At 64.3% G+C, this 26,765-nt stretch carries 29 protein-coding genes and 1 tRNA gene; 21 read left to right on the plus strand and 9 right to left on the minus strand.

What is annotated here, in order from left to right; translation table 11 throughout:
* Positions 1-30: 30 nt before the first annotated feature.
* Both mutS and EV667_RS01075 read left to right on the plus strand, forming a co-directional pair.
* Complete coding sequence (gene mutS, locus EV667_RS01070; RefSeq protein ID WP_131833496.1) at positions 31-2,769, plus strand: DNA mismatch repair protein MutS; 2,739 nt, start codon at positions 31-33, stop codon at positions 2,767-2,769.
* 4 nt (positions 2,770-2,773) lie between these two features.
* Complete coding sequence (locus tag EV667_RS01075; RefSeq protein WP_131833497.1) at positions 2,774-3,298, plus strand: hypothetical protein; 525 nt, start codon at positions 2,774-2,776, stop codon at positions 3,296-3,298.
* A 373-nt stretch (positions 3,299-3,671) separates the two neighbouring features.
* Here the strand turns inward: EV667_RS01075 and EV667_RS01080 are convergent, their stop codons facing one another.
* Together EV667_RS01080 and ppdK are read right to left on the minus strand one after the other, a co-directional pair.
* Positions 3,672-4,097 carry a hypothetical protein gene (locus EV667_RS01080; RefSeq protein ID WP_131833498.1) on the minus strand — a complete coding sequence of 142 codons (426 nt, stop codon included), beginning with the start codon at positions 4,095-4,097 and terminating at the stop codon, positions 3,672-3,674.
* A 281-nt stretch (positions 4,098-4,378) separates the two neighbouring features.
* Positions 4,379-7,057: a pyruvate, phosphate dikinase gene (gene ppdK, locus EV667_RS01085; RefSeq protein ID WP_131833499.1), complete on the minus strand. Its 2,679-nt coding sequence runs from the start codon at positions 7,055-7,057 to the stop codon at positions 4,379-4,381.
* A gap of 292 nt (positions 7,058-7,349) precedes the next feature.
* Between ppdK and EV667_RS01090 the strand changes: the two genes are divergently transcribed.
* The 3 genes from EV667_RS01090 (at position 7,350) to EV667_RS01100 (ending at position 10,275) form a co-directional block, all read left to right on the plus strand.
* Positions 7,350-7,748 carry a DoxX family protein gene (locus EV667_RS01090; protein ID WP_131833500.1) on the plus strand — a complete coding sequence of 133 codons (399 nt, stop codon included), beginning with the start codon at positions 7,350-7,352 and terminating at the stop codon, positions 7,746-7,748.
* Positions 7,749-8,149: 401 nt separating this feature from the next.
* A complete protein-coding gene (locus EV667_RS01095; protein ID WP_131833501.1) occupies positions 8,150-9,367 on the plus strand; it encodes a tyrosine-type recombinase/integrase in 1,218 nt (405 codons plus the stop codon).
* Between the two features lie 479 nt (positions 9,368-9,846).
* Positions 9,847-10,275 (plus strand): SHOCT domain-containing protein, encoded by a 429-nt coding sequence (locus tag EV667_RS01100; protein ID WP_131833502.1) that lies wholly within the window; start codon positions 9,847-9,849, stop codon positions 10,273-10,275.
* Between the two features lie 87 nt (positions 10,276-10,362).
* Here the strand turns inward: EV667_RS01100 and EV667_RS01105 are convergent, their stop codons facing one another.
* On the minus strand, positions 10,363-10,659 hold the full coding sequence (locus EV667_RS01105) for a hypothetical protein (RefSeq protein WP_131833503.1): 297 nt from the start codon (positions 10,657-10,659) through the stop codon (positions 10,363-10,365).
* A 343-nt stretch (positions 10,660-11,002) separates the two neighbouring features.
* Here EV667_RS01105 and EV667_RS01110 point away from each other — a divergent pair, with 343 nt between their 5' ends.
* Positions 11,003-11,182, plus strand: a complete 180-nt coding sequence (locus EV667_RS01110; RefSeq protein ID WP_131833504.1) for a hypothetical protein — start codon at positions 11,003-11,005, stop codon at positions 11,180-11,182.
* Between the two features lie 158 nt (positions 11,183-11,340).
* On the plus strand, positions 11,341-11,763 hold the full coding sequence (locus EV667_RS01115) for a hypothetical protein (protein WP_131833505.1): 423 nt from the start codon (positions 11,341-11,343) through the stop codon (positions 11,761-11,763).
* 201 nt (positions 11,764-11,964) lie between these two features.
* Here the strand turns inward: EV667_RS01115 and EV667_RS23205 are convergent, their stop codons facing one another.
* From EV667_RS23205 to EV667_RS01130, 3 genes are all read right to left on the minus strand, one after another.
* On the minus strand, positions 11,965-12,648 hold the full coding sequence (locus EV667_RS23205; RefSeq protein WP_131833506.1) for a thermonuclease family protein: 684 nt from the start codon (positions 12,646-12,648) through the stop codon (positions 11,965-11,967).
* 909 nt (positions 12,649-13,557) lie between these two features.
* Positions 13,558-14,973: an amidase gene (locus EV667_RS01125; RefSeq protein ID WP_131833507.1), complete on the minus strand. Its 1,416-nt coding sequence runs from the start codon at positions 14,971-14,973 to the stop codon at positions 13,558-13,560.
* A gap of 44 nt (positions 14,974-15,017) precedes the next feature.
* Positions 15,018-15,260 carry a helix-turn-helix domain-containing protein gene (locus EV667_RS01130; RefSeq protein WP_131833508.1) on the minus strand — a complete coding sequence of 81 codons (243 nt, stop codon included), beginning with the start codon at positions 15,258-15,260 and terminating at the stop codon, positions 15,018-15,020.
* Between the two features lie 105 nt (positions 15,261-15,365).
* Between EV667_RS01130 and EV667_RS01135 the strand changes: the two genes are divergently transcribed.
* The 12 genes from EV667_RS01135 to EV667_RS01185 all read left to right on the plus strand — a co-directional run bounded on the left by EV667_RS01135 (position 15,366) and on the right by EV667_RS01185 (position 23,054).
* Positions 15,366-15,788, plus strand: coding sequence for a hypothetical protein (locus tag EV667_RS01135; protein ID WP_131833509.1), 423 nt, complete (start codon positions 15,366-15,368; stop codon positions 15,786-15,788).
* 10 nt (positions 15,789-15,798) lie between these two features.
* Positions 15,799-16,248: a hypothetical protein gene (locus EV667_RS01140; protein ID WP_131833510.1), complete on the plus strand. Its 450-nt coding sequence runs from the start codon at positions 15,799-15,801 to the stop codon at positions 16,246-16,248.
* Positions 16,249-16,326: 78 nt separating this feature from the next.
* Positions 16,327-17,043 (plus strand): hypothetical protein, encoded by a 717-nt coding sequence (locus EV667_RS01145; RefSeq protein WP_131833511.1) that lies wholly within the window; start codon positions 16,327-16,329, stop codon positions 17,041-17,043.
* Between the two features lies 1 nt (position 17,044).
* Positions 17,045-17,368, plus strand: coding sequence for a hypothetical protein (locus EV667_RS01150; protein WP_131833512.1), 324 nt, complete (start codon positions 17,045-17,047; stop codon positions 17,366-17,368).
* Positions 17,365-17,535 (plus strand): hypothetical protein, encoded by a 171-nt coding sequence (locus EV667_RS22485; protein ID WP_165901527.1) that lies wholly within the window; start codon positions 17,365-17,367, stop codon positions 17,533-17,535. Before EV667_RS01150 ends, EV667_RS22485 begins: the two co-directional genes overlap by 4 nt.
* Positions 17,536-18,580: 1,045 nt before the next feature.
* Positions 18,581-18,796, plus strand: a complete 216-nt coding sequence (locus tag EV667_RS01155) for a helix-turn-helix domain-containing protein (RefSeq protein ID WP_131833513.1) — start codon at positions 18,581-18,583, stop codon at positions 18,794-18,796.
* A gap of 79 nt (positions 18,797-18,875) precedes the next feature.
* Positions 18,876-19,082: a hypothetical protein gene (locus tag EV667_RS01160; RefSeq protein ID WP_131833514.1), complete on the plus strand. Its 207-nt coding sequence runs from the start codon at positions 18,876-18,878 to the stop codon at positions 19,080-19,082.
* The gene (locus EV667_RS01165) at positions 19,082-19,438 is read left to right on the plus strand and encodes a winged helix domain-containing protein (protein ID WP_207907654.1); all 357 of its coding nucleotides are present in this window, start codon (positions 19,082-19,084) and stop codon (positions 19,436-19,438) included. The genes EV667_RS01160 and EV667_RS01165 overlap by 1 nt, the downstream gene beginning before the upstream one ends.
* Positions 19,435-19,683 carry a hypothetical protein gene (locus tag EV667_RS01170; RefSeq protein WP_131833515.1) on the plus strand — a complete coding sequence of 83 codons (249 nt, stop codon included), beginning with the start codon at positions 19,435-19,437 and terminating at the stop codon, positions 19,681-19,683. Before EV667_RS01165 ends, EV667_RS01170 begins: the two co-directional genes overlap by 4 nt.
* Entirely contained in the window at positions 19,670-21,124 is a 1,455-nt protein-coding gene (locus EV667_RS01175) for a replicative DNA helicase (protein ID WP_165901528.1), read from the plus strand. Before EV667_RS01170 ends, EV667_RS01175 begins: the two co-directional genes overlap by 14 nt.
* Complete coding sequence (locus EV667_RS22690) at positions 21,124-22,119, plus strand: YdaU family protein (RefSeq protein ID WP_207907655.1); 996 nt, start codon at positions 21,124-21,126, stop codon at positions 22,117-22,119. The genes EV667_RS01175 and EV667_RS22690 overlap by 1 nt, the downstream gene beginning before the upstream one ends.
* Positions 22,120-22,334: 215 nt before the next feature.
* A complete protein-coding gene (locus EV667_RS01185) occupies positions 22,335-23,054 on the plus strand; it encodes a hypothetical protein (protein ID WP_131833517.1) in 720 nt (239 codons plus the stop codon).
* Positions 23,055-23,139: 85 nt separating this feature from the next.
* Here EV667_RS01185 and EV667_RS01190 read toward each other — a convergent pair whose 3' ends face one another.
* The 3 genes from EV667_RS01190 to EV667_RS01200 all read right to left on the minus strand — a co-directional run bounded on the left by EV667_RS01190 (position 23,140) and on the right by EV667_RS01200 (position 24,556).
* Complete coding sequence (locus tag EV667_RS01190) at positions 23,140-23,694, minus strand: hypothetical protein (RefSeq protein WP_131833518.1); 555 nt, start codon at positions 23,692-23,694, stop codon at positions 23,140-23,142.
* A gap of 218 nt (positions 23,695-23,912) precedes the next feature.
* A tRNA-Ala gene (locus EV667_RS01195) sits at positions 23,913-23,988 on the minus strand.
* 166 nt (positions 23,989-24,154) lie between these two features.
* Complete coding sequence (locus tag EV667_RS01200; RefSeq protein WP_131833519.1) at positions 24,155-24,556, minus strand: TIGR02300 family protein; 402 nt, start codon at positions 24,554-24,556, stop codon at positions 24,155-24,157.
* Positions 24,557-24,764: 208 nt separating this feature from the next.
* Between EV667_RS01200 and aroA the strand changes: the two genes are divergently transcribed.
* Together aroA and cmk are read left to right on the plus strand one after the other, a co-directional pair.
* Complete coding sequence (gene aroA / locus EV667_RS01205; RefSeq protein WP_131833520.1) at positions 24,765-26,129, plus strand: 3-phosphoshikimate 1-carboxyvinyltransferase; 1,365 nt, start codon at positions 24,765-24,767, stop codon at positions 26,127-26,129.
* Positions 26,126-26,761: a (d)CMP kinase gene (cmk, locus tag EV667_RS01210; RefSeq protein WP_131833521.1), complete on the plus strand. Its 636-nt coding sequence runs from the start codon at positions 26,126-26,128 to the stop codon at positions 26,759-26,761. Before aroA ends, cmk begins: the two co-directional genes overlap by 4 nt.
* Positions 26,762-26,765 lie beyond the last annotated feature (4 nt).

Raw genomic sequence — 26,765 nt, forward strand, 5'->3', positions numbered from 1 at the left:
GCGGCCCCTGCCTCTGCCAGCGTCCCTTTCATGGATCAGCCCGTGAACACCACCGCGCCCAAGGCCCCCGGCGAGGCCGAGCGCGTCACGCCGATGATGGCGCAGTATATCGAGATCAAGGCGGCCAATCCGGGGAGCCTGCTGTTCTACCGGATGGGGGATTTCTACGAGCTGTTCCTCGAAGACGCCGAGATCGCCGCGCGTGCGCTCGGCATCGTGCTCACCAAGCGCGGCAAGCACCAGGGCGAGGACATCGCCATGTGCGGGGTGCCGGTGGACCGGGCCGAGGAATATCTGCACAAGCTGATCGCCGCCGGCTACCGCGTCGCCGTGTGCGAGCAGATGGAGCCGCCCGCCGAGGCGAAGAAGCGTGGCCCCAAGAGCGTCGTCAAGCGCGACGTGATCCGCCTCGTCACCCCCGGCACCATCACCGAGGACGCGCTGCTCGACGCGCGGCGCGAGAACGTGCTGGCGAGCCTCGCCCGGGTGAAGGGCGGAAGCTGCGAGGAGGGCGACGGCTATGTCTATGCGCTTGCCTTCGCCGACATCTCCACCGGCTCCTTCCGTGTCGCCGAAACCGACAGCGGCCGCCTGGCCGCCGACCTTGCCCGCATCGAGCCGGCCGAATTGCTGGTCGCCGATGCGGTCTATGAGGAGGCCGATCTCCGCCCGCTATGGCGCACCCTGCCGGCCGTGACGCCGCTGCCAAGGGAGAGCTTCGACGGCGCGACCGCCGGGCGCCGCATTGCCGGCTTCTTCCAGGTGGCAACGCTCGATTCCTTCGGCGCCTTCTCGAGGGCCGAACTCGCCGCCGCCGGCGCCATCGTCGCCTATATCGAGCGTACCCAGCTCGGTGCGCGCCCCCCGCTCGGCCGGCCGCAGCGCGAGGCCTCCAGTGACGCGATGATCATCGACCCGGCGACGCGGGCTAACCTCGAAATCCTGCGCACCACCACCGGCGATCGCACGGGAAGCCTGTGGGCGGCGGTGGACCGCACCGTCACCTCGGCCGGCGCGCGCCTGCTCGCCCGCCGCCTCGCCGAACCGCTGACCGACCCCCGCCGGGTGGCCGATCGGCTCGATGCGGTGGAGTGTCTGGTCGACGAGACCGCCCTGCGCGCCCAGCTGCGCGAGCGCCTCGCTGGCGTGCCCGACCTTGCCCGCGCGCTCTCCCGGGTGGGGCTGGGACGTGCCGGTCCGCGCGACCTTTCCGCCATCGGCCGCGGGCTCCGCGAGGGCATGGCCATTGCCGCGCTGATCGACGCCGCACCGGCGCCGACGGAACTGGTGGCCGCCGCCACCGCGCTGAAGAGCGTGGACCCGGCGCTGGCGGCAACGCTCACCGCCGCGCTCGACGATGAACTGCCGCTCAACCGCCGCGACGGCGGCTTCATCCGCCTCGCTTATGCGGAAGAGCTCGACGCCACCCGCGCCTTGCGCGACGAGAGCCGGCGCGTGGTGGCGGCGCTGGAGCGGCGCTATGTCGAGGAGACCGGGGTCCGCGCCCTCAAGATCCGGCACAATGCGGTGCTCGGCTATTTCGTCGAGGTGAGCCAGCAGAACGCCGACAAGCTGCGCGAGCCGCCCTTCGACGTCGTCTTCATGCACCGCCAGACCATGGCGGGGGCCATGCGCTTCACCTCCACCGAGCTGGCCGAGCTGGAAGCGAAGATTTCCAGCGCCGGCGAGCGGGCGCTGGCGCTGGAGCAGATCATCTTCGACGAACTGGTCGGCGCCGTGATGGGCCAGACCGAGGCGATCCGCGCCTGCGCCGAGGCGCTGGCGGTCATTGATGTCACCGCCGGCCTCGCCAGGCTGGCGGTGGAGGAGCGCCACGTGCGCCCCGACGTGGACGACGGGCTCGATTTCGCTATCGAGGGCGGCCGCCACCCGGTGGTGGAGCAGGCGCTGCGCCGGGATGGCGGGCCGTTCGTCGCCAATGAGTGCGACCTCTCACCCCCGGAGGGCGCCCGCACCGGGCGCATCTGGCTCGTCACCGGCCCCAACATGGCGGGTAAGTCGACCTTTCTGCGCCAGAACGCGCTGATCGCCATTCTCGCCCAGGCCGGGGCCTTCGTGCCGGCGACGCTCGCCCGCATCGGCGTGGTGGACCGTTTGTTCTCGCGCGTCGGCGCGGCGGACGACCTTGCGCGCGGGCGCTCCACCTTCATGGTCGAGATGGTGGAGACCGCCGCCATCCTCAACCAGGCGACAGAGCGCTCGCTGGTGATCCTCGACGAGATCGGGCGCGGCACCGCGACGTTCGACGGCCTCTCCATCGCCTGGGCCAGCCTTGAACACCTGCACGAGACCAACCGCTGCCGTGGCCTGTTCGCCACCCATTTCCATGAGCTTACCGCGCTTTCCCAGCGCCTGCCCCGCCTCGTCAACGCGACAGTGAAGGTGAAGGAGTGGGAGGGCGAGGTGATCTTTTTGCACGAGGTGGTGCCGGGCGCGGCGGACCGCTCCTACGGCATCCAGGTGGCCAAGCTCGCCGGCCTGCCGCACGCGGTGGTGGAGCGTGCTCGCGCCGTGCTGACCGAACTGGAAAGCGCCGACCGTGCCGCGCCCACCCAGCGCATCCTGGACGACCTCCCCCTCTTCGCCGCGCTGAACCGCGCCCCCCCGCCCGCCGCCCCGGTGGCGAAGGCCGACCCGGCGGCGGCGGCGGTGAAGACGGCGCTAGACGGCTTCCAACCCGACGAGATGACCCCCCGCGAGGCGCTGGAGGCACTCTACCGACTGAAGGCGGCGGCGAAGGGCGGGTGAGACAATGGGGGGATTCGAAGAGAGCGCTTATTGCCGGTGGCTGATTAGAGCACAACGGCACTTTGAAGCTGTCGATGTGTTGATCAAATCTTCAAAATATGTGCGCGGGATCCTCTTCTTGCCTGCGCTTCAGCTTACCGCGCACGGCGTGGAGCTTTTACTCAAAGCCAACCTCATTAGTGCAGGTTGGACACCGGATAACGTGAAGAAGAAATTCAGCCACAATCTTGCTAAGCTCTGGCATGAGCCCAAGAACAAGGGAATACGAGACGAGGCAGTAAGAGTCACCGTCGAAGTTCACACCTTGGCAGCCCAAAATCCAAGGTGGTGTTTTGCTCCCGACTTTCACCCGGGATTTCTAGAGGAGCAAATAGAGCGACTGGCCCAACTTCACGGTGATACCACCCAGTTTGCCCTCAGATACCCGCAAGATGGCATACTGGAAGGGCCTCAAGTCCCCTTTCTCGTCGAGACCTTCGGCGGGGTGAACAAAATCGCCTACCTAAACGAGGCGCCATTTGCGCCCTAGAGGCGTAAGCGGCCGACTCACGCCCGGCGCTTACAGCACGTCAGCCCGGACGGCCGAAGGCCCGCTCTGGGATCATACCCTCCTCTTCCCGCGTCGAAGCGGAACGCTTGCGGCGGGGTTCCTTGATCCGCCCCGCGCTGCATGTGGTTGTCGCGGTCGGCAAGCGCGAGCGCGGCGAGGTGTATGAGGCAGCGAGGAAGCGATGGCGGGTTAAATCATCTCCGCCGCCCGCACCACGCACCGTTTGCTGCGAAGGCGGACCTAGTGGCGGAAGCTGTTAAGGCGCTAGCTGGGCGCGATCCACCTCGACGAAATGACCCGCGCGAGGCGCGGTATTTGGCTCAAGACCGCAGCTAAGTGAATGCACATAGAATTACCTATGCCGTTCAGCCAGCCATCGTTCTGCGTCCCGGGATAGCCGGTCGGCCATTACGTCTTCCTGGCCAAGGACAACCTCGGGCGTCCATTGATTGAATTTAATGGCGTATTCGGCCTGACGACAGAATGCCTTTGTGCATTTTAGCGGCTTTTGGTAGTCATTTCTAAAATCTAGACCTAAATTGTCGAGTATAGGAATTGCCAGATATTCATCTAATTCGGCCGTTTCACTCTCGTAGCTGTTCTCATGCTCCAGTATTAGGGTTTCGAGATAACTGAGACCGAATATGTCTTTGGAAAGTTCATCACGCTTGCAATCATCCAGCATTGCTCGGCCATGGCGAATGACGAGATCTTCAAACCCGCGGAAGCCGGGCAAATCAAGGACGCGATACAGTCGTTTTGGAGTGAAGTTGTCCATCCGAATCTCCTTCGGGCGGAATTATATCGCAGCTTATTTCTGGAACAAAACGGAAACCGACGGCGCGATGGCGTCGCGCCTGCGGTTATCCCATTGGTAGTCGACCCACTCCGCAGCCGCTGATCCAACCGTGATCCTAGTTCAACGTCATCCCGGACGGCCGCCGGACGATCCGGCATCGCGTGATGCTGGAAGGCGATCCCGGCTCTTCGCTTCGCTGCGGCCGGGATGACGACGCTCTCTGCGGCCGCGAAAGTGCGAGCAGCGCCCACCCCGTCCCCTCACGCTTGGCTTGCCGCCTTCACCTTCAGCGCGGCCTGGGCCGCCGCCAGGCGGGCGATGGGGACGCGGAAGGGCGAGCAGGAGACGTAGTCGAGCCCGACTTCCTCGCAGAAAGCGACCGAGGCCGGGTCGCCGCCATGCTCGCCGCAGATGCCGAGCTTTAGGTTGGGGCGCACGGCGCGGCCGCGCTCGGTGGCGATCCGCACCAGTTCGCCCACGCCCTCGGTGTCGATCGACACGAAGGGGTCCACCGCGAAGATGCCCTTGGCGATGTAGGTGCCGAGGAACGTGCCGGCATCGTCGCGCGAGATGCCATAGGTGGTCTGGGTGAGGTCGTTGGTGCCATAGGAGAAGAACTCCGCCGTTTCCGCGATCTCGCCGGCCTTGAGTGCCGCGCGCGGCAGCTCGATCATGGTGCCGACCTGATATTCCAGCGTTACCCCGGTCTCAGTCTCCACCTGCTTCGCCACCGTGTCGATGTCGTGCTTGACGAGGTCGAACTCGCGTTTGCCGGTGATGAGCGGCACCATGATTTCCGGCACCACTTTCTTGCCGGTGGTCTTCTGCGCCGCCACGGCGGCCTCGAAGATGGCGCGCGCCTGCATCTCGGCAATCTCCGGGAAGGCGATGGCGAGGCGGCAGCCACGGAAGCCGAGCATCGGGTTGAACTCGTCGAACTCGCGCTTGCGGGCGGCGAGCTTGGCGGCGCTGACCCCGAGGCCGCGCGCCACCTCGGCGATGTCCTCATCCGTGTGCGGCAGGAATTCGTGCAGCGGCGGGTCGAGCAGGCGGATGGTGACGGGGAGCCCGTCCATGATCTCGAACAACTGCTGGAAATCCGAGCGCTGGGCCGAGAGCAGCTTGGAAAGTGCGGCGCGGCGACCCTTCTCGTCGTCCGCGAGAATCATTTCGCGTACGGAACGAATGCGGTCGCCCTCGAAAAACATGTGCTCGGTGCGCGACAGGCCGATGCCCTCGGCGCCGAAATTCTTCGCCGTGCGCGCGTCGAGCGGGGTTTCCGCATTTGCTCGCACTTTCAGCCGGCGCACGCCGTCGGCCCAGCCCATGAGGGTGGCAAATTCGCCGGAGAGTTCGGGTTGCAGGGTCGGCACCGCGCCGGCGATCACCTGGCCGGTGGCGCCGTCAATGGTGAGGATGTCGCCCTTCTTCAGCGTCACGCCGCCGGAGGTGAGGGTGCCGGCGGCATAGTCGACGCGGATGGTGCCGGCGCCGCAGACGCAGGGCTTGCCCATGCCGCGCGCCACCACGGCGGCATGCGAGGTCATGCCGCCGCGCGTGGTGAGGATGCCCTGTGCCGCATGCATGCCGTGAATGTCTTCCGGCGAGGTCTCGATGCGAACGAGGATGACCTTGCGGCCTTGAGTCTTCAGCAGTTCCGCCTCGTCGGCGGAGAACACGATCTCGCCCGAGGCGGCCCCCGGGGAGGCCGGCAGGCCGGAGCCGATCACTTTCTTGTCGGCGGCGGGGTCGAGCATCGGGTGCAGCAACTGGTCCAGCGCGGCGGGATCGACCCGGCCGATCGCCTCCTCGCGAGTGATGACGCCGTCATTGGCGAGTTCCACCGCGATGCGCAGCGAGGCCTTGCCCGTGCGCTTGCCCGAACGGGTCTGAAGCATCCACAGCTTGCCGCGCTCGACGGTGAATTCGAGGTCCTGCATGTCCCGGTAATGGCCCTCCAGCACGCCGGCGATGCGGACGAACTCGGCATAGACCTCCGGCAGCGCCTTTTCCATTGAGGGCTTGTCGGAGCCGGCACCGATGCGGGCGACTTCGGTGATGTTCTGCGGCGTGCGGATGCCGGCCACCACATCCTCGCCCTGGGCGTTGATGAGGAACTCGCCATAGAGCGCGTTCTCGCCGGTGGAGGGGTTGCGGGTGAAGGCGACGCCGGTGGCGGAGGTCTCGCCCATATTGCCGAAAACCATGGCCTGAACGTTCACCGCCGTGCCCCAACTCTCCGGGATCTGGTTCAGCCGGCGATAGACGATGGCGCGCTGGTTCATCCACGAGCCGAACACGGCGCCGATAGCGCCCCAGAGCTGGTCGTGCGGGTCCTGCGGGAAGGGCTTGCCGAGTTCATGGGCCACCAGCGCCTTGTAGCGGGCGACGATTTCCTTCCAGTCATCGGCGGAAAGGTCGGTGTCGAGGCTGAAGCCCTGGTCGGCCTTGAAGCCGTCCAGCACGTCCTCGAAATGGTGATGGGGGAAATCCAGCACCACGTTGGAATACATCTGGATGAAGCGGCGGTAGCTGTCATAGGCGAAGCGGGCGTCACCCGAGGAAGCGGCCACCGCCTCGACCGTGATGTCGTTCAGCCCGAGATTGAGCACCGTGTCCATCATGCCGGGCATGGAGGCGCGGGCGCCCGAGCGCACGGAGACCAGAAGCGGGTTGGCGGGATCGCCGAAGCGTCGGCCGGCCAGGGCGCCGACATGGGCGAGCGCGGCGTCGACATCGGCCTTCAGGCTGTCGGGGTAGACGTTGCCATTGGCGTAATAAGAGGTGCACACCTCGGTCGAGAGGGTGAAGCCGGGAGGCACCGGCAGACCGAGATTCGACATTTCCGCGAGGTTCGCGCCCTTGCCGCCGAGCAGGTTGCGCATCTCCGCCGCACCTTCCGCAGTGCCGTCGCCGAAGGTGTAGACCCATTTCGTCATTGCAGATGCCCTGTTGGGTGGAGCGACTAAGCGCCCCGGTGCCGTGATGGAAATTCAGCCATGGCTGAAATGTACGCAACGCCAACGGGTTGGCTCGAGCCCCGCCAGAGACGCCGAGCCTTTTCCCACTCTTGGTCTAGCGTTTTGAGGTCTTACCTTCAATCCATCATTCGCAGTTGCGTCATGAACTTTGTGCCACGCACCCTCCGCGCCGATGCTACCCGATTGCCGTGGCGATGGCGTTAAGGCAGGTTCAGGCGCCGGCAACCCCAAGCCCCGAGAGGGACGACCCATGATTGGCAATTTGACGCGACTGGCCCCGCACGTCCTCAGTTTGCTCCGCATCGCCTCGGCGCTGCTGCTGATGCAGCACGGGACGACCAAGGTGCTCGGCTTTCCGGCCACGCAGATGAGCGGGGTCAGCCTCACCTCTATGCCCGGCATTGCCGGCATCATCGAACTGGTCGGCGGGGCGCTGCTGCTGATCGGGCTGTTCTCGCGCCCGACCGCCTTCATCCTCTCGGGTATGACGGCCGTGGCCTATTTCCTCGTCCATGCGCCGAAGGATTTCTACCCGCTGGTCAATGGCGGCGAACTCGCGGCGCTGTACTGCTTCGTGTTCTTCTACCTGACCTTCGCCGGTCCCGGCCCGTGGAGCGTCGACGCAATGCGCGGCACCGAGCCTCGCTGAACCCAGCTGAGGCCGAAGCTGAAAAGGGCCCTGCCCGGCATGCCCGGGCCGGGCTGGGCCGTCTGCTGTCCCGGAGCAAACGGACGGCGTGTCAACGCGGCCCCTGCTCCGGCGCGCGAGCACGCGCCGATCAGCTTGTTTCAATCTGATCGGTGAATTGCCCGCTGAGCCGGCGCGGGCACGCCCGACAAGGCGCCGGCAGGGAGTGGACTGTTTTCGTTGGGGAGAGAATTGGTGGAGCCAGGCTCCACCTAATTCGCGTCCTCCTGCGATTGCCGGCGTCCTAAGAAGCCCATAATCCATAGGATGTTGTGCCCCCTTCGCATTCTCAATGTTTGTTGACGTTTGCCGGAAGCACCGTAATTTGTTGGGGTAAATGTTGGGGTAAGTTGGGGTGCCGGATGGCTCGTGAGGTGAACAAGCTATCCGCTCGGGGGGTCGCCAGCCTTAGCAAGCCAGGCCGGCATTCCGACGGCGGCGGGCTCTACCTCGTGGTTGATCCCAGCGGAGCTAAGCGGTGGCTGTTTCTGTTCCGCTGGCAGGGCAAGTTGAAGGAAATGGGATTGGGCGGGGCTGCGTCGGTCCCCTTGGCTGTGGCTAGGGAAAAGGCCGCAGAGGCACGCAAGACCGTCGCTGCCGGCGAAAACCCGATTCTCGTCCGCCGCGCCGAAGAGGCAGAGAAGAGTGCCGCCGTCACATTCGGCGTGTTCGCGGACCAACTCGTTGACGACATCAAGTCGGGCTTCCGAAATGAGAAGCACCGCTGGCAATGGAAGCACACGCTAGAGGTCTACGCCGCCAAGCTCCGCCCCATTCCGATTGCCGAGGTGTCCACCGAAAACGTTCTGGAGGTGCTTCAACCGCTCTGGCAGACCAAGCAGGAAACCGCCTCCCGGCTTAGAGGCCGCATCGAGCGTGTGCTGGATGCCGCAAAGGCCAAAGGGCATCGTTTGGGCGAGAACCCTGCCCGGTGGCGCGGTCACCTCGACAACCTTCTGCCGCGTCGCCAGAAGCTCCAGAGGGGCCATCACCCTGCCATGCCTTATGCCGATGTGCCCGCGTTCATCATCGAGCTGCGCAAGCGCGAGGCCGTGGCAGCGCTTATGCTGGAGTTCACCATCCTCACCGCTGCCCGCTCCGGCGAAGTCGTTGGAGCCAAGTGGGAGGAAGTCGACCGCAACGCCAAGATATGGACGGTCCCCGCGTCCCGCATGAAGGCAGGCAAGGAACACCGCGTGCCGCTTAGCGACAGGGCGATTGAAATCCTCGACGCAGCTCAGGTGATCCGTCGAGAGGAGGGCTTCGTCTTCCCCGGCCCTCGCAAGGGCAAGCCTCATTCGAATATGGCGATGCTGGCGCTCCTTCAGAAGCGCATGGATCTATCAACAGTGACCGTCCACGGCTTTCGCTCTTCCTTCCGTGACTGGGCCGGCGAGCGCACCGCATTTCCACGCGAGATTGCGGAGGCCGCACTTGCTCACGTCGTGGGGGATGAGGTCGAGCGCGCCTACCGGCGCGGCGATGCGCTTGCGAAGCGGCGAAAGCTCATGGATGCCTGGTCCAAGTTCATTGGGTCAAGGCCGGCGGAGAACGTCGTTCCAATGATCAAAAATGCCTAGCAAGGCGCTTCGGCATATGCACGTGGCATCGTCCCCTTATCGGTCAATTGGTCCCTGCGGTTTGGCCGCCGGTTACCTCTGCGGCTGAATTGATGGCGTAATTCTCTTGTTTGCCGTAACGTTATCGAAACAAGAAGGCCCAAATACCTCCGGTGAAATACAACCAAACTTCGCCATACCAAGATAGCCACGCAGGCCTATAGATAAAACTCCTGCGGCTGCACTGGCCCGACCGGGCATGGAGCGTTGTGGCTTAGGTATCCGGCGACCAGTCGACCCCAATAATCTAAATGTCAGTCTTTTGTCGACGGAATTGAACGGGAGGTCCGCAATTGCAGGAAACCGGCGGCGAGGGTAGGGACGTCCGTCCTGACGTCGACCCAGGAGCCTCATGGCCAAGGGAATTCGGCATCCCATACGCCTCGGGCGCCTAAGACCACTTCCGTTTTGCCTTCTTCCCCCGCGCTCGGCGATTGGTGGTGGAGCAGGCCGGCGCCCAGATTGTATATGACACCGGCGAGTATACATTCTCGGGATTGTCTCGGCAGCAGCCAGCCGACGGCCGGTCCATCAGCTTCTCCAGCGACTTTGGTCCCGTAATGCTCGCCGACCTTCCCCGCGTCGACTTGGCAACGCTTGATACCGCCTTAAAGGACATGACCTCACGGAACGAGCCTCCCAGCGAGATCCCCTCGACGCCGGGCGGAGTCCCTGCGACGTCTCCCGAGGCTACTGCCCTTCTTAGCCTTCTCGCCACTGTTGACGCCATTCCAATCGTCAGGCCGGGAGAGAGCAACCCAGACGACATACTCGGCTTGATCGAGCGTCTAGCTGACCTTCTCGCGAAAGGGATTCTGTCAGAACAGGAATTCGCGGCTAAAAAAACTGAGCTGCTCACCCGGCTCTGATCTAGGCGGCCATACGCGCTCCACGGTGCCAGCGTTCCGCCACGGGGCCAGGGCCACTGCCGCAGCCTCCGTCTCAGGATCACGGCGTTAATGCTTCGGCTTGATGTCCGCCCCGATGTCAATCTCGCCGCTCGGGGCTTCTCGGAAGCTGGCAAGGCCGGCGACCTCCACCACGCTGCGGAATTCGTCAAGAGCGTCCTGATCGGTGGCGAATAGATCCTCCCAAACCGTGGAGGCATCATCGCTGTCGATAACCTCCAGGGCCCAGCCATCGGTGCTGCCGACGATGCGATAGATAGCGACCTCGACCGTTTCGCCAGTCTCGTCCGACACGCTACCGCTGAGCGGCGAATATTCGATTTCCGGGAGGTCTTCCTCGGTCACGCGCATTCCTCAATCTGACGCCGGGGTCCGTTTTCGTTTGCATCGCCATTATCAGACCGGCGGCGTTGATGCTGTTTTGGTTCCTGGTTATCGGCGTCGCTGCTGATTTGCAGCCGCTCGATTCGTCGCCATTGAGTGACAGACGGTGGAATTTGGCAACCTCCTGAGGGTGACTTCCGGTAGCGCTATCTGTCATGCCGTATGCACGACCCCAGAGCATCCATGCGCGTTGTGCTGTTGTGGGATGGGAGGGTCACATGGGCCACGCGCGGCACGCTCGCTGCCAAGGCTGGTATAAGTTGGCCGAATCGCCGAGGTCGGGTCCGGCGAAATAGGAGCACTCATGGCCGAACGATTTGAACGGCACCGTCAGCCCTGGACCTATGAGGAGTTGGAAAAGCTGAAGCTTCTAGCCAAGAAGGGTATGGCGCTCAGGGCGATTTCAAAAGCGATGACGCGTAGCGAAGAATCCATCAAAGACCGGGCGAAGCTCGACGGCATAGGGATCGCCAAGCTTCGGTGAATGCCACGACAGTAGCGTCAGCGAGCTTGGCTTCGCCGCCGGCCCTCTTCGCATGCGACCGCCACCGGTGGCTAGCTTCCGGACTTCCGAAGCGTCAATTGTGATTGAAAGCCCGACCGGTTCCCCAGTACATACAACCGTGGGACTGGGGGCATGCGATGAAGATGGTTTTGGTTGCGCTGCTGGCGGCAGCCACTGTGGGCGCGTGCGCCAAGTCGGCCGACCGAGTGACGGCGGCTTATGTTTCTCCCCTCGGCTATGAGCAATACAGCTGCGAGCAAATTGGCCAAGAGGCCGAGCGAATTTCGGTTCGGGTTCAGCATGCCGCTGGCGCTCAAAATAAGCAGGCCACAGGTGACGCGGTTGCGACCACCGTGGGCATCGTCATTTTCTGGCCCGCCCTATTCTTCATAGGTGGTGATGACGCCACCACCTATGAACTGGCGCGATTGAAGGGCGAGATGGACGCAATCGAGAAAATCTCAATCCAGAAGAACTGCGGAATTGTCTTTCAGCGACCGCCGCCGGAGCCAACGGCCGAGGAACTGCAGCAGCAGCGTGATGCGGCGCGCACCCGGTAGCCATCGAAGCGCGGTGCGGAGAACAGATGGCAACGATGCTTGCTCTGAGCGCCCTGTTAACGTGGCTTGAGCACAGCCGGTCGAGGCGCACGGCGGCGGATGCCGGAAAGACCCACCGCTTGGGCAGTGCTGCCATATGGTCCGATGCGGGCACCAGTCATTGCCACTGAAGGCCGACCAACAGGACTAGCGCCAAAAGGCCTACAAATACGACGATCGATCGCATGCCATTCCAGCCGGGCTCGGGACCGCCGTAATCGTCGGACTTTTCGTAACCGCTCGGCATGGCTCTAACGCTCTCCCCTCCGCCAATCCCAGGGCGGTACGAAGCGGCCCTTGCCAGATGCCGCCCGCCGCTGTTCTCGCCACGTCCTCGTCGGCCACATAGTCGAGACTGTAGCGCCGGAAGGCGAGCGCATGCCCCGACGTTACGAGCCAAGCGCCCATGTCCTCGCCGCGAACGGTGCAGACTGCAATTGCTCGCTTCCAACGGTCCACGTTGCTCTGCCGGCACGATACCGCCGCGCGCGCGATCCAATCTGCCAGGGCGAGAGCTGCCACCTGACCGCAGCGATATTCTATCCCATTGGCTCGCTCGCAAAGTTGGCGGCTCTCCGGCGCGTCGACACCGTGCAGGCGGATGCGCTGACCGTGGATATCCAGAGTGTCGCCGTCAATTACGGTCGCCTGCCCCACGAACGTCGCTGCAATCGCGGGCGCACCAAAGACATGCACGCCTGTAGTCGCTACAACCACGAAAGCTACGCGCGTCCCACGCCGGCAATCGCGCGACCACGCCCGCATTTTCGCTATCACTGATCTATTTCCGACTTCGATAATACGGCCGCACATAGGTACCATTTCGGCGGTAGTATCCCCGGACATAGGTTGTTCGCGGCCTCCCAGTCACACAGGACATGGCGCCATACGTGTTGGTGCTTTGGCAGCCCGATCCATAGGGTGAGGCGGGCGCAGTGGCTGCCGCAGCGAGACCGGCCAGCACTGGAGGACTTTCCGGCGGGGGCGGTTCGATTGCAGCCGCAGCGTCCTTTCCAAAGGCGACGGCTCCAACCGACCCGTCTGATAGGGAAATGGTGCCCTTGCCTGACAGGCGGTCGGGGCTGCGGGTGACCGTGACAGTTCCATAGCGACCATCCGAGCAAGTGAAGGGCGCGGATAGAACTGCCGAGGTATCATATGCGTCGTAGGTGCCGGCACACTTAAGGCTTCCGTCCGGTGCCGAAACTTCGAAGGTTCCCCCAGAGAGCGCGGCGGTCGTCGTACCAATGAGGACGGTTTCCGTCGAAAGCCGAACGGCCGCAGGCGTTGTGTACGAAGTGGCGCAGCCCGCCATAGCGAGCGCTGCAACAGCCGCGAGGATCCCCCTCAACATACACGCCTCCCGCCCCGGAGGCATGGTAGCTCAGCTACGCCTCAAAGTAAGGGCCATTCATGAAGGGGCGACCGCAGATTGCGTGGGCGGGAAAGTGGAGGCGTCCCCATGGGAGAAAGTGCACTCGACGACGTCAACGTGTTGACCGGCCGGCAGGCCTCACCGTGCCGAACTCACCAAGCTGGAGCGGGACGAACAGATTTCCCGCTGGGTTGAGCTGATCGAACTCAAGAGGGTTTCGTCTCAGGTTGAAACGAAACCTTCCGGCAGGCGCCCCGAGAGCGGGGTGAACGCCGCCGCCCGCGAGCTGGGGATTTCGGAGCCGGATGAGTGCTGACTGCGGCCGGCAGTGTGGCCGGCGGAAGCCCGAGGCGAACTAGGCACTCCAGCGAGTCCCATAGCTACGCTCGCATGTCCTGTGGGGCAATCGCGGGCCAGTTCGTGGCCAAGTGATATTGATTCCCGGCAGCCAGAACGTCGGCATCGCCGCCATCAGGCCCTATGAGCTGCATTCCCATGGGCAGACCACTCGCGCCGAATCCACAGGGGAGAGCCAGCGCGGGAAGCCCAATTAGGCTAACGGGGACGACTATCTCCATCCAGCGGTGATAGGTGTCCATGGCACGGCCGTTAATTGAACCGGGCCAGCGCCAATCCGAGGGGAACGGCCAAACCTGCGCCGAGGGCAACACGAGAAAATCGTAGTGCTCGAAGAGCTTCGCAGCCTCCGAGTACCAGCGCGACCGGGTGACGCTCGCGGCATAGACTTGAGATGCCGTCACCGTCTGGCCGAGCTCGATCTCCCATTGGGCCTCCGGCTTGAGGAGGTCTCGGCTTTTCGGATCCGCAAGAAGGGCGCCTTTCGAGCCTGCATTGAGGAACCCCCGCAATCTGATCCAAGCCTCCCACAGTTCCTCCGCTGCGAACGGCGGGGGAATCAGATCGACCTTGGCGCCAAGCTCCTCAAGCACTCGCAGACCCTGGCCGCACAAATCAAGAATGCCCGGCTCGCACGCATAGGCGCCGCCCCAGTCGGCAAGCCAGCCGACCCGACGGCCGCGCAGGTCGGTGTCGAGCCGGTCAGAGAACGTCGTTGAGCTTCGCCCGAAGGGCGCGCGCGGATTGGGCCCGGCGAGCGTTTCCAGCAGGCGCGCGACATCGTCGATAGTGCGCGCCATGGGTCCGTCCGTCGCCAGCGTCGACAGGAACGTGTCGCCCGTCGCATCGGCCGGAACGAGGCCCCAACTGGGCCGGAACCCATAGACATTGCAGAAGGCCGCTGGGTTTCGCAGGCTTCCCATCATATCCGACCCGTCGGCGACAGGTACCAGCCGCGCTGCCAAAGCGGCCGCCGCGCCGCCCGACGATCCCCCTGCGGATCGGCTCAGGTCGTAGGGATTGCGAGTGGTCCCGAATATCAGGTTGAAGGTGTGACTTCCCTGACCCCACTCCGGCGTATTGGTCTTGCCGGTAAAGATGGCGCCGGCTGCGCGCATGCGCTCGGCGATCAGATCATCCTGCTCGGGCACATGATCCCGATAGAGCGGCGAGCCGAACGTGGTTCGTATGCCGCGCACCTCAACCAGGTCTTTCACCGCAATCGGAATGCCGTGGAGCCAACCGCGTGGAGTTAGGTCGTCCAGCGACCTCGCCTCAGCCAGAAGCGCCTCCGGCTCACGCGAAGAGACGATGGCGTTTATGGGCGGGTTGGCGGCGGTCAGGCGCGTTAGGTACGCCTCCATCAACTCGGATGGCTTCAGCGCGCGGCTTGCTATCAGGCGAGACAGCTCGCTCGCACTTAGGTCCATCAACGACATTGAGATCCGCTCTGCACTTTTGCCTCAACTCAAGCTCTGGACGCTTAGTCGGCCTTCTTCACCAGCCGGACACCCGCGCCGCCGCCATTCTCTGGAATGAACTCGATGCCGGCGGCTTCGAATGCGCGCTGGATAGCGCTCGCCGTACGCGCTTGGGCCGCAAGCGGACCCGGTAGCGATTCAAGCCTTTTAATCGAAGGAAGCGAGACCTCCGAGGCTTCCGCTAACTGTCTTTGCTCCCATCGAAGCATCGCACGGGCGGCTCGCACCTGTTCGCTCGTCAGCATCGTTAGAATTAATCCTGAAGGATAAATTTATCCCTGAGGCATTGACGTAGCCTCAGGAGTTGAATTATTCCTAGGGTATCGAAATTAAACGCGCTGAGCAACCCCATGCCGAACACCATCGTTCCGGCCAACGCCACCGGCTTGCCTGATGTCAGCTACGACCGTTCCGCCATCATGCGGAAAGCAGTGGCTCACGCGCGGCAGATGATCGAGCGCGAGCGGGAGCACTACCAGCGCCGCTGGTCCGCCGAAATCCGCTACGGCGGCAAGCGCCCGGCTATGAAGCTGCCGACATGGCGCGCCGCCATGTCGGAAGGGCTCCGCTTCGCCTGGGCGGATGCAAAGAAGGTTCGCAAGCCTGCGCCCATTGCTCCGGCCATCTCCGCCGAACTCGCCAAGGTCGAGCTTCGCATTCTCTCGATACACGCCGCCGAACGGGTCACCCGAGACGAGAGCGCCATGCTCCCGACTTTGCACGCCCGAGCAGCCGAACTCTCCCGTGCCGCCATGGCGCACATTCACCATTGAGGGCCATCCAATGACGACACGCCGCAATTTCATGTGCGTCGCAGCCGCCCTTCCGGTTTCGGCTGCCATTCCGGACGCCGTCAGCGGCCCGCTCGCGGCGGGCACCGTCGATCCCATCTTTGCGGCCATCCACGCGAGGCGGCAGGCGCGGGCGCGCTATGTGGCCTGTTGCGACGATTGGACGATCCCCAACGAAGAGAAAGATCCTGCGGCGAAAGCGACGGGAGATGATGAGTGCCGCACGACCATTACGGCCCTGCGAACCACGCCGACGACCCTCGCCGGCTTACGGGCATTCGGGGAATTCGGCGCTGAATTGGCGCGGGAATTCGCCGAGGTCGGCTGCGGGCTCTGCGATTACACCCCCGGCATACCGCTGAGGATGCTCGACGTCCCTAACGTCGAAGAGATGTATTTCGCCACGCTGGAGCGAGCGGTGCGGCTGCTGCTGCCGACCTGAACCTCACCACGTCATCCGATCAATCCGCCAACAAAACCCCGCCGCATTGCGCGCGGGACGGAGGAAGACATGTCCAATTTGAACCGCCGCAATCTCATTCGCGGGGCTGCTCTGGCGCCGCTGCTTGGCGCCCTGCCGGCTCCCGCCTGCTCCGCCGAGGCCGATCCGTCCATCATCGCCGTGAACGCCTACAAGGTCGCGCGGGCGGCTTATGTCGATGCCTGCCAGCGATGGGATAGCGACGACGAGGTGGACGCGACGAACCGCATCGAGAGCTTGGCAGCAATCGCCGCCTTGTCGACCGTGCCCACGTCGCCCGCCGGCCTTCGTTCACTCTGCGAATTCGCTAGCTGGCTGGTAAGCGTCGGCGAAGCGGAGCTTTCGGAATGGCGCCCCGGGTATGGCACCGCCGGAGCCGACCAGCGGACCGGCGAAGACATGTACTTTGCAACGCTCGCCGCCGCTGCCGCCGCGCTCCTGCCGGCCGCACCGCAGGACATGGGCACGATGCCGGTTTGCGTGCCTGCGCCTGTGCGTCACGATCCGCTCGCCGATATGATCCGGGCCTTTCACGACGAGGAAGTGGTTATGCGCTCGTTTCCGGGCGATATCCCGGAAGACTTCGAGCATGCGGCCTTCGCTGCGCTCGGCGACGAGGAACTCCCGCCTGCGCTGTCGCAAGAAGTGGCGCTAGATGCCCTGCGGCTCTCTGTCCGCCTCGGCGATGAGGCCCCCGGCGACTATGCGGCGCCGAACCTCGCCCGCGCTGCGCTCGCATTCTTTGAGGGGGTGTGACATGGCACGGACCACACCGACCGAAGAATTGCTGCCGGGCCCCCGCGACTGTCAGATCAACAGCACGGAAGACGCCAACACTGCCTTGGACTTCGCGATTGCGATGGTCCGCACGGTTGGCATTGCCTTGGCCCACAAAGGCGACTTGGACGACAAGGCGATTGATGCCGCGCAGCTCACCATAAGCGCCGCTCTGGACCGCTTGGACGTCGTGTCTGGTTGGGTGCTCGACGCCTATAACGATATGGTTCGGGCGCGGAACGACATTGCGATGCGCAAGGGGATAGTGCGGCTGAGAGCCCCCGTGGCGGAGGCAGCAGAATGAACCAGCGCCCCGAGCCCACAACCTTCATCGCCATCACGCCCACGATGCGCCAGCTCATCGAGAACGTCGTCGAGGATCTGATGCTCCTGCTCGACGAGATCGACGGCGATGTGGATTGCGAAGACGAGGCGCCCCGGTTCGCTGCCGGTGACACCCCGGCACCTTGAAAGGGTGGGGAGCGACGATGTTCGCGCCCCTGTTCATTGACCTTCTTCGTTACGATGCATCAGGATCAGGGAGTTGCATGCTGTCGCCCAAAACGTTCTGACATCTTCCCGAACCAGCGTGCGCAGCTTCGGCGAACATATGATTGAGTAGGGCATGAACGACGAAGAAGATGAAGGACCGTCACCCCCCGATGTTGCCACGGGGGAGCCGATGCTTTTGGGCCTGCCGCAGGACCCACACATCGGCGGGGAAATGGCCTTGTCTGAGGCGATATACTGGATAGCGAGCGAAGGGGGGGCCACCCCATTTGACGCCCGCGATGCCGGCATATGGAGGAAAGCCGCAGACGCCCTTCATATGCGGATAGTCGACGGTTCCGTTCTCCTCATGGGTCGTCGGCACGGTCTTGGATTTGCTGAGCGTGTCGATGGGGTGCTGCTGTCGGGAGTGGAGATGAACCCTCCATACGCAGTTAACGCGCCCTTCTCGCTCATTATGGGCCGCCGTCCTTACATCGATTATGTTGGGCGGGCTTCACGGGAGCAATGGCAGGATTGGGCGCACGACGATCTACATGGCGCTAATCGAGTGCCGGAGTATACCCATTTGCAGGTGAGAGCTCCCGACATAGCTCGAATATGGCCATTCCCCGCTCGTCTCGCGGCCCCGTTAGAGGCGAGCGAGTGCGATGAGACTTCATCGCGACCGGGCCGCCCCACAGATGAACAGGTGCGAGCCATCATAGAGCAGGAGAACGAGCGTCGAGCTATAAGCAAGAGCCCGAACAAAGTGACCCAGAATGAGGCCGGCGAATTGGTCAGAAGCCTTGGCTTTTCAGTCGATAGGCTTCAGGTCAGATCAATAGCTAGGGAACTGAAAGGAAATAACAAATCCGGACCGCAGGGTCCTCGTAAATAAACGTGCGCAATTTTAATCGTGCGGCACGTTTGCACAATTTGACGGCATGATTATCAACCCACAAATTCTCAGCAACGGCAACAAACGCCGGACACGTCATCGACGTTTCACCGCTGAGGACACGAAATGCGCAAGTCGCCTGACCGGATCGACACTGAAACCCTGGCCTATGACGTGAACGACGCCATGCGCGTCCTGAGCATCGGCCGCAACAAGCTCTATGACGAGATTACCGCCGGGCGGCTTGATGCCCGGAAAGTCGGCCGTCGCACCGTGATCCCGCGCGCCGCCATCGAGGCTTGGCTCAGCAATCTGCCGCGCGTCGCGAGCACTGCTGCCTGAGAACGCGAAAGCCCGGCGCTGTGGCGGCACCGGGCTCTCTGAAGCGTCCGAAACCCCATCCCTGGCAGGATTGATTTCAATGTCCTTTATATCTCACGCCCGGAGTCCGGGCAAGGAAGTTCAGCCAACCTCTGGCCTGCCGCTCTTCGACTGGCGCCCCTCGCGGGCGCTGTATGCGAACCCCCTGCACGTCATTGCCCGCCGTCTCGCCGAGCGCTGCCGTGTTCCCTTCCATGTTGCGCTCGCCCACGCCGAACAGGCGGGCCTCGGTAAGGAGGCCTGCTGATGCGCGGCCCGCAATCTCTCCTCATCCGCGCCCGCCTGGGCGGTGAAGACGGCAAGGTGATCACGGTGAACGGGCGTGCTGCCTGGGCGCTGGATCAGCTCATGAAGGCCGGCGACCGGGGGCTCACCCCGGTTTCCAATCCCGCGCCGAGGTGGAGTCATTACGTGTGGCTCTTGAGGGCTGAAGGCGTCGCCGTCGAGACGGTCGATGAGCCGCACGCGGGCGCCTTTGCCGGCACCCATGCCCGGTACATCCTGCGCTCGCCGATTGAGGTGCTGGAGCGTACCGGCGCCACGGCTCCGCCCCCGCCGCCCGTCGCGGCCGGCGCACCGCTGGAATACGGGAGGCGCCCGTGAACGTCATTCGCTACCGCAACCGCCCCTTTGCCGTGCTGAACGGTGGCGTCATCACCAAGGACACCGACCCGTCCAACGTCGGCAAGTTCTGGTTCTTCGTCGAGTACGTTGGCGAGGAAGGCGACCGCCTCGGTGTGTGGGATGGCCCCTCCTATGATGACGCCTGCGCCGCTCTGGCAGCTTGGCGTCAGGACGGTGTGCGTACCGTCGACTTGTTGCAGGGGGCGCCTGATGCTCTCCACTGACACGCACGGCGCTCCCCATTCGGGGGGCGCTGCTCACCCGCATGATGGCGATGCCATTGTCGAGGTGGAGCAGGAACTGCTTGGCGCCCTTCTCACGATGCCCGACGCCTTCCCGGCAGTGGTCGGCCTCGTCACGCCGGAGCATTTCGCGGAGCCGATTCACGCGCGGATCTTCGCAGCCATCGAAGCGCGCCAGACGGCGGGGGCTCCCGCCAACCCGGCGACGCTTGCGGTGGATCTCGGGAGCGATTGGCTCCAGCCCTTGGAAGGGTTGGGCATGACGCTGGGCCAATACATCGCGCGTTTGGCGACCGCACCGGCTCCCGCCGTCATGATCCGGCCCCACGCTCGCGATGTGCGGGATTCCGGCGCGCTGCGGCTCCTCTCCGGTGCCGTGGCTGAGGCCACGACGACGGGCGGGATGCCAGGCGATCAACTCACCCGTATCTTTACCGCCGTCGATGAAGCGCGCGCCCTCGTCGTCGAGCGTGAGGGGGCGCGACGGGCGGCGGGCGAGGTTTCCGGTGCCCTCGTTGAACGGGTCAACGCCGCGCGCATGGGTGAGCCCATCGAGACCGGCGCGACGTCGGGGTGGCCTGCGCTCGATGCGCTCATGGGAGGCTGGCGGCCGGGCCAGTTGGTCGTCATCGCCGGCCGGCCCGGCATGGGTAAGACGACCGTGGGCACGTCGTCTGCCTGGCAAAGCGCGGCGGCTGGCAACCCCGGTCTGTTCTTCTCCCATGAGCTTGGCGAGGAAGATTGGAGCGCGCGCGTCCTGGCGGACATGGCGACGTGCCGGGGTGAGGCGATCCATTACGCCAGCGTGCGCCGGGCCAATCTGATGGATCGGCAGATGTCGCGCCTTTTGGAAGCAGACGCGCGGTTGAAGACGCTCCCGCTTTATGCCGACTTCTCCAGCCGGCTTTCGGTGGCGCAGATCAAAGCCCGCGTTCTTGCCACCAAGCGCAGCCTGGCAGCCAAGGGCGAGCAGCTGCGCACGGTGTACATCGACTACCTCAAGTATCTCACCGCCACGGACCGATATAAGGGCAACCGTGTGTACGAGATTGGCGAGATTACCGCCGGCCTGCGCGCCATGGCGAAGGAGATGGGCGTGTGCGTGGTGCTGCTGGCTCAGCTCAATCGCGGGGTTGAGGCTCGGGACGACAAGCGCCCCCAGCTGTCCGACCTCCGGGAAAGCGGCGACATCGAAGCTGACGCCGACGTGGTACTCTTCGTCTTCCGCGAGGAATATTACCTCACGCGGGAAGCCGAGGGGAAAGACTGCAAGCCGGAGACACTGGCTCGCCTGGATCAGGTGCGCGGCACGGTCGAGTTGATCGCCGCCAAGAACCGGAACGGGGCCACGTCCTCGGTGACGCTGGAGGTGGATATTGCCGCGTCCGCCGTACGTGATCCCAGCAAGGAAGGGGTGCACTGATGACCGCGTTTCCGGTTCTCCCCCTCTTCACGGACGCTTTCATAGCCGACACCACCCATCTCACGGCCGAGGAGACTGGAGCCTACCTCATGCTGCTTATGGTGGCGTGGCGTCGGCCGGGGTGCTCGCTCCCGGACGACGATACAAGCTTGGCACGCTGGGCGCGGGTTTCGGCGAAGACCTGGGCGCGTATCCGGCCCCGCGTCATGGCGTTCTGGACCCTCGGCGAGGCCGGCGAGTGGGTGCAGTCAAGGCTCTCTCAAGAGCAGTTGAGGGCTTCCCAACGGGCGAGTGTCGCCCGCGAAAACGGAACTAGGGGCGGACGACCTAAGTCGTTGAAAAACAAAGATCCCGAAAACCCGGCGGGTTTGCAGAAGGAAACCCAGGAAAAAGCTTCTATATCTATATCTAAAGATAACCCTATAGTCCCTCAATCAAAGCTCGATATCGAAGGCCCCTTTCGAGAGTTCAGGGCAACCTATCCGAAGCGGGATGGATCGCAGGATTGGGCAAAGGCGAAACCCCGGTTTGCCGCTCTCATCGGCAAGGGCATTCCGCCGGATCGGCTCATCGCTTCCGCGCAGGCCTACCGCGCTGAGGCTGTGCGGCAGGGCAAGCTTGGCACGAGCTACGTGAAGCAGGCCGCCACGTTCCTCTCGGGCTCATGGGAGGAGTACGGCGGCGCCTCCGATGCCGAGCCGGGGAATGACCCGCACCCCGCTGCATGGCCCCGCAACCTTCCGGCTCCGAGCCTCGTCAAATCGACGTGGCACAGCGGCAAGTGGCCTCGCGATGCCTGGGGCGCTGAGCCGGGCGAGCAAGGGAGCCGTGTCCCGGCCGCGATTGCGGCGGAGTGGACGGCGGAGCGTGTAGCCGGCGGCGAGGGTGCGGCGTTGGCCGCAGGGCTGAGGCTCGTCGAAGCGGCAGAATTCCCCGCGAAGGGGACATCAGCACTGACAACGTCGGCACATAAGATACCGAGGGCTGCTTGCTGACTCAGGGAGACTCGCTCGCGGCCATTCGGGCCTTGGAAGCTCGGAGGGGCCGGCGACACCAGAGCGCCCGTTACGAGTCAAATGTAGGGATTTACAGGCGGGGCGGTTTTAGAGCGATATAGCCGACCTCACGTGCAGGCGCACGACGCGCGAAAGCCGGCATGCTGGTGACCACCGCTCTGCACTGTTAGGATCAAATCCCAAGAGGGCGGCGCATGAAAGACAATTTCCGGATGGCGGTCATCGGTGCCGCCTGTGCGCTCCTCGGCATCGGCATTGGTTTTGCTCTGGCCGCCACGTTCTGGGATCGGCTCCTGGTCGGCATCAATGATGCGAACCTCTCAAATTGGCTGGGCTTCACCGGGGCGATCCTGGGGGCTCTCGCGACCGTCACCGCCGGCGCGCTGGCCTATCTGGGGGTGCTTTATAACCATTCCGCCAGCACGCGCGACGATGCCGTGCATCGGATCACCGGCTATCTGGCGACCCTGCGCAATCTCTATGCCAGCTGGCTCGAATTGAAGGACATGCCGGAGACTGATCCGAACCGGCCGCTGAAGATGCACACGCTTCAGAGCGAGCTTGTGAGGCCGGAAATCACCGTCGCTCTGTACGATTCGATTCTGCAAGAGGACCAGGTGCCGGTCTTCGTGTTCTGCAACACGCTGCGCGTCGCGCTCACGACAGGGCACCCGCATCAGCACAATGCTGCGGCAATCGCCCTCTTCATCTTCGAGGACGTCACCCGGGCGCTGACAATCCGGAAACGGCTGCTAGAGGAAGGCACCCCGCTCCGGAAGGTACAGGGAACCAAGTTCCTTACTCCTGAGCCTTACATCCAGGCGCTCTCCGACGGACAGACGAACGCCCTCGCCGCGAAGAAGGCATGGGTCTACATCGAGCCTGGGCAGCCGTCGTCCGAGCTGCCCGGATAGCCGTCCAGGCGGGCGACAGCCCGATTGCTACGAGTGACGCTGAAGCCAACCGTCACCCTCCATGCCCCTTACGCGGGTCCGCAGACTATGTCCTTGCGGGTTTCGCCGTCTTCTTCGGCTTCCGCTTGCCCGAAACGCGGGGCGGCGAAGGCGTAGGGGGCAGCGGCGCCAACTGCCGCAGCAATCCCGAGAGGTAGCTTCCGCCTCCTCGGCGCGAAGAACCCTCCTTCTCGATCAGATAGCTTTCAAGCGCTCGCCTGAAATCGTCCTGCCGTTGTGAAGCGCGGCCCTTCGCGAAACCGTCCGTCGCCAGCATCTCCGCAGCGAGCCGAAGCGCGCATTGCAGAAGCCATCGCAGCTCCGCGTCATACGGATCCCGGCCAATTGGCATCAACCGTTCGTGGACATCCCGCACCCCCTCATGAATAGAGGCGTGAAGATGCACATCGGCGGCAGCCAACCTCTCGTACAGGGCTTGGAGCGCTACGCTGGTGCGATAGGCGTTATCAGGGCCTCGTGCGACCGCTCGCAGAATTTCGATGGCAAGCCCGGAAAACGCGTCTGCCGCCATCGCCTCTGCATATGCAGCTCGTCGTTCTTCCGGGCTACCACTGCCCTCGATAACGCGCAGATCGACCATGGCCGCCTCCTCGATTTCGGAGGGAGCCTAAGACCTGATCATCCATGCAGTCGAGTTTGGCGGAGGCGATCCCGCAGAATCACGGTTGTTCCCGCCTGATCCCGCCAAAGTTCGCCGACGGTTGCCCAAAGCCCAGCCGGCTGTTGGGGTAAATGTTGGGGTGCGCCCGAAGGCGATCAGAAAAGACCCAATTTTATCAGAGCGTTAGGGGATTTAATTGGTGGAGCCAGGCGGAATCGAACCGCCGACCTCTTGAATGCCATTCAAGCGCTCTCCCAACTGAGCTATGGCCCCACCGAGGGTGCCGGATGCGTGAAGCGCCGGGGCGCCGCACTTTGGGTTGTCATCCGGACTTGCCGACCCGGATCAACCCGGGGCGGAGTGGTCGTAAAGCATATGGCGGATCGGACTGCAAGCCTCGATTTCAAATCGAGTGATCCGTCCCCAGAGCTTTCCTTGCTCAGCTTTCCTCGTCGTCCTCGATGCCGTCGCCGATGAGATCGGTCACGTCATCGTCGCCGTCCTCGTCTTCTTCGAGGAAGGTGTCGTCATCGTCGCTGGCGACCTCGTCGTCGTCGACCTCCAGATCGTCGTCGGTCGCCGCTGCCTTGGGCGTGCCGGCGGCTTCCTCGTCGGCGTCCTCCAGCGAGACCAGCTCGACCTCGGCGACCTCTTCCAGCTCGGGGTCGACCACCGGCGCCACGACGGCACGCGGCGCTTCCGCGCGGCCGCGCGTCACCGGCAGGGTGATCGGGACGATCTGGCCGGTATAGGGCGAGATCACCGGATCCTTGTTCAGGTCGTAGAACTTCCGCCCCGTGACAGGGCAGACGCGCTTGGTGCCTAATTCAGCTTTCACCACGGTTTCGGACCTCGGGTGGTGATGGAAGGGTGCTCCCATTGAACCGCTGGCGAGACGGAGTCAAGCCGCATCTGCGAGGGCCGTGGCGGCAAGGACGCCCGCATGCTAGGAGGGGCGCCGATTACGCCGCCGGGGAAGAGTTCTGCCGGCGTTCCGCGTTACCGCTCCCGGCCGGGAGCCCTGAACTCTGCAAGACAAGGCTTTTCTGATGAGCAGCAATGGCCACGCCGACCTCCCCGTTCCCGCCCTCGCCCGCCGCTCCCAGGCGCTCAAGGGCCGGGTGCGCGTCCCCGGCGACAAGTCGGTCTCGCACCGCTCGCTCATCTTCGGCGCGCTCACCATCGGCGAGACCCGCATTTTCGGCCTGCTTGAAGGCGAGGACGTGCTCAACACCGCAAAGGCTTGCGCCGCGCTGGGGGCGGATGTCGAGCGGGTGGGCGAGGGCGAATGGCGGGTGCGTGGCCTTGGAGTCGGCGGGCTGCGCGCGCCTGAAGGCGTGCTCGATTTCGGCAATGCCGGCACTGGCTCGCGGCTGATGATGGGCGTGGTGGCCGGCAACCCGATCACCGCCACCTTCGACGGCGATGCGAGCCTGCGCCGTCGGCCGATGCGCCGCATTCTCGACCCGCTGGAGCAGATGGGTGCCGAGGTGGTGGACGCTGCCGAGGGCGGGCGCCTGCCGCTCACCCTCAAAGGGCCGCAGGAGTTGGTGCCGATCACCTATGAGAGCCCAGTCGCCTCGGCGCAGATCAAGTCCGCCGTGCTGCTCGCCGGCCTCGGCGCGCCGGGCGAGACGACCGTGATCGAGAAGGAGGCGAGCCGCGACCACACCGAGCGTATGCTCACCCATTTCGGTGCCGAGGTGACGGTGGAACCCTATGGCGAACACGGCCGCAAGGTGACGCTGAAGGGCCGCCCCGAGTTGAAGCCGGCGCCGATCCGCGTGGCGGCCGACCCCTCCTCCGCCGCCTTTCCGCTGGTAGCGGCGCTGATCGTGCCGGGTTCGGACGTCGTCATCGAAGGGGTCATGACCAATCCGCTGCGCACCGGGCTGCTGATCACTCTCAGGGAAATGGGTGCCGACATCAGCTTCGAGAATGAGCGCGTGGAAGGGGGCGAGAGCGTTGCCGATATTCGCGTGCGGGCCTCCAAGCTGACCGGCGTCGATGTGCCGGCAGAGCGGGCCCCGTCGATGATCGACGAATACCCCGTGCTGGCGGTGGCGGCCGCCTTCGCCACTGGCGAGACGCGGATGAACGGGCTCTCGGAGCTACGGGTGAAGGAATCCGACCGCCTCGCCGCGGTGGCGGAGGGCCTTGCGCAGGCGAGCGTCGCCTACCGCATTGAGGGTGACGACCTGATCGTCGCCGGCGCCGGCGCCGCGCCGGGGGGCGGCACGGTGGAAACCCACATGGACCACCGCATCGCCATGAGCTTCCTGGTGATGGGGCTCGCCACCGATACGCCCTTGAAAGTGGATGACATCTCCTTCATCGCCACCTCTTTCCCCACCTTCCTGTCGCAAATGCGTGGGCTCGGCGCGCTGATCGACACCGAGGTCGTCGCGGCATGATCATCGCCATTGACGGGCCGGCCGCCTCGGGCAAGGGGACGATCGCGCGCCGGCTGGCGGCGCATTACCGTTTGCCGCACCTCGACACCGGGTTGCTCTACCGCGGGGTGGGTGCCAGGGCTCTGGCCGAGCACGTCAAATTCGATGACGAGGCGGCCCTCGCCGCGCTCGCCGGCGGGCTCGACCTCTCCACGCTCGATCCCGAAGCGTTGAAAGCGGGCATCTTCGGCGAGGCCGCCTCGCGGGTCGCCGCGCTTGCGCAGGTGCGTGCCAGGCTGTTGGCCCTGCAGCAGGATTTCGCCCGCCAGCCGGGCGGGGCGGTGCTGGACGGGCGCGACATCGGCACCGTCATCGCTCCTGAGGCGGAGGTGAAACTGTTCGTCACGGCGAAGCCGGAGGCGCGGGCGGCACGGCGGCACCGTGAGTTGCTCCAGCGCGGGGAGAGCGTGACGCTCGACGCGGTGCTCGCCGATATTCTCAAGCGCGATGAGAGAGATAGCGGCCGAGCCAGCGCCCCGCTCATCTGCGCCGCCGATGCTGATATCCTTGACAATACCGGTCTCGACGTCGAGCAGAGCTGGCAGGCGGCGCTGGCGCTGGTCGAGCGCCGCCGCCCTGCCGATGGGGCATGAGGCA

The organism is Ancylobacter aquaticus, assembly GCF_004339465.1.
GTDB classification, from domain to species: domain Bacteria; phylum Pseudomonadota; class Alphaproteobacteria; order Rhizobiales; family Xanthobacteraceae; genus Ancylobacter; species Ancylobacter aquaticus.

What these genes read in the sequence shown, in the direction of transcription:
- EV667_RS01115 (WP_131833505.1), top strand. Translation starts at nt 11,341, where the DNA reads ATGAAGATGGTTTTGGTTGCGCTGCTGGCGGCAGCCACTGTGGGCGCG.
- aroA (WP_131833520.1), top strand. Translation starts at nt 24,765, where the DNA reads ATGAGCAGCAATGGCCACGCCGACCTCCCCGTTCCCGCCCTCGCCCGC.
- EV667_RS23205 (WP_131833506.1), bottom strand. Translation starts at nt 12,648, where the DNA reads ATGTCCGGGGATACTACCGCCGAAATGGTACCTATGTGCGGCCGTATT.
- EV667_RS01095 (WP_131833501.1), top strand. Translation starts at nt 8,150, where the DNA reads ATGGCTCGTGAGGTGAACAAGCTATCCGCTCGGGGGGTCGCCAGCCTT.
- EV667_RS01185 (WP_131833517.1), top strand. Translation starts at nt 22,335, where the DNA reads ATGAAAGACAATTTCCGGATGGCGGTCATCGGTGCCGCCTGTGCGCTC.
- EV667_RS01160 (WP_131833514.1), top strand. Translation starts at nt 18,876, where the DNA reads ATGTCCTTTATATCTCACGCCCGGAGTCCGGGCAAGGAAGTTCAGCCA.
- EV667_RS22690 (WP_207907655.1), top strand. Translation starts at nt 21,124, where the DNA reads ATGACCGCGTTTCCGGTTCTCCCCCTCTTCACGGACGCTTTCATAGCC.
- EV667_RS01080 (WP_131833498.1), bottom strand. Translation starts at nt 4,097, where the DNA reads ATGGACAACTTCACTCCAAAACGACTGTATCGCGTCCTTGATTTGCCC.
- EV667_RS01135 (WP_131833509.1), top strand. Translation starts at nt 15,366, where the DNA reads ATGCCGAACACCATCGTTCCGGCCAACGCCACCGGCTTGCCTGATGTC.
- EV667_RS01140 (WP_131833510.1), top strand. Translation starts at nt 15,799, where the DNA reads ATGACGACACGCCGCAATTTCATGTGCGTCGCAGCCGCCCTTCCGGTT.
- EV667_RS01165 (WP_207907654.1), top strand. Translation starts at nt 19,082, where the DNA reads ATGCGCGGCCCGCAATCTCTCCTCATCCGCGCCCGCCTGGGCGGTGAA.
- EV667_RS01130 (WP_131833508.1), bottom strand. Translation starts at nt 15,260, where the DNA reads ATGCTGACGAGCGAACAGGTGCGAGCCGCCCGTGCGATGCTTCGATGG.
- EV667_RS01190 (WP_131833518.1), bottom strand. Translation starts at nt 23,694, where the DNA reads ATGGTCGATCTGCGCGTTATCGAGGGCAGTGGTAGCCCGGAAGAACGA.
- EV667_RS01075 (WP_131833497.1), top strand. Translation starts at nt 2,774, where the DNA reads ATGGGGGGATTCGAAGAGAGCGCTTATTGCCGGTGGCTGATTAGAGCA.
- EV667_RS01175 (WP_165901528.1), top strand. Translation starts at nt 19,670, where the DNA reads ATGCTCTCCACTGACACGCACGGCGCTCCCCATTCGGGGGGCGCTGCT.
- EV667_RS01155 (WP_131833513.1), top strand. Translation starts at nt 18,581, where the DNA reads ATGCGCAAGTCGCCTGACCGGATCGACACTGAAACCCTGGCCTATGAC.
- cmk (WP_131833521.1), top strand. Translation starts at nt 26,126, where the DNA reads ATGATCATCGCCATTGACGGGCCGGCCGCCTCGGGCAAGGGGACGATC.
- EV667_RS01150 (WP_131833512.1), top strand. Translation starts at nt 17,045, where the DNA reads ATGGCACGGACCACACCGACCGAAGAATTGCTGCCGGGCCCCCGCGAC.
- EV667_RS01125 (WP_131833507.1), bottom strand. Translation starts at nt 14,973, where the DNA reads ATGTCGTTGATGGACCTAAGTGCGAGCGAGCTGTCTCGCCTGATAGCA.
- mutS (WP_131833496.1), top strand. Translation starts at nt 31, where the DNA reads ATGGATCAGCCCGTGAACACCACCGCGCCCAAGGCCCCCGGCGAGGCC.
- ppdK (WP_131833499.1), bottom strand. Translation starts at nt 7,057, where the DNA reads ATGACGAAATGGGTCTACACCTTCGGCGACGGCACTGCGGAAGGTGCG.
- EV667_RS01110 (WP_131833504.1), top strand. Translation starts at nt 11,003, where the DNA reads ATGGCCGAACGATTTGAACGGCACCGTCAGCCCTGGACCTATGAGGAG.
- EV667_RS01090 (WP_131833500.1), top strand. Translation starts at nt 7,350, where the DNA reads ATGATTGGCAATTTGACGCGACTGGCCCCGCACGTCCTCAGTTTGCTC.
- EV667_RS22485 (WP_165901527.1), top strand. Translation starts at nt 17,365, where the DNA reads ATGAACCAGCGCCCCGAGCCCACAACCTTCATCGCCATCACGCCCACG.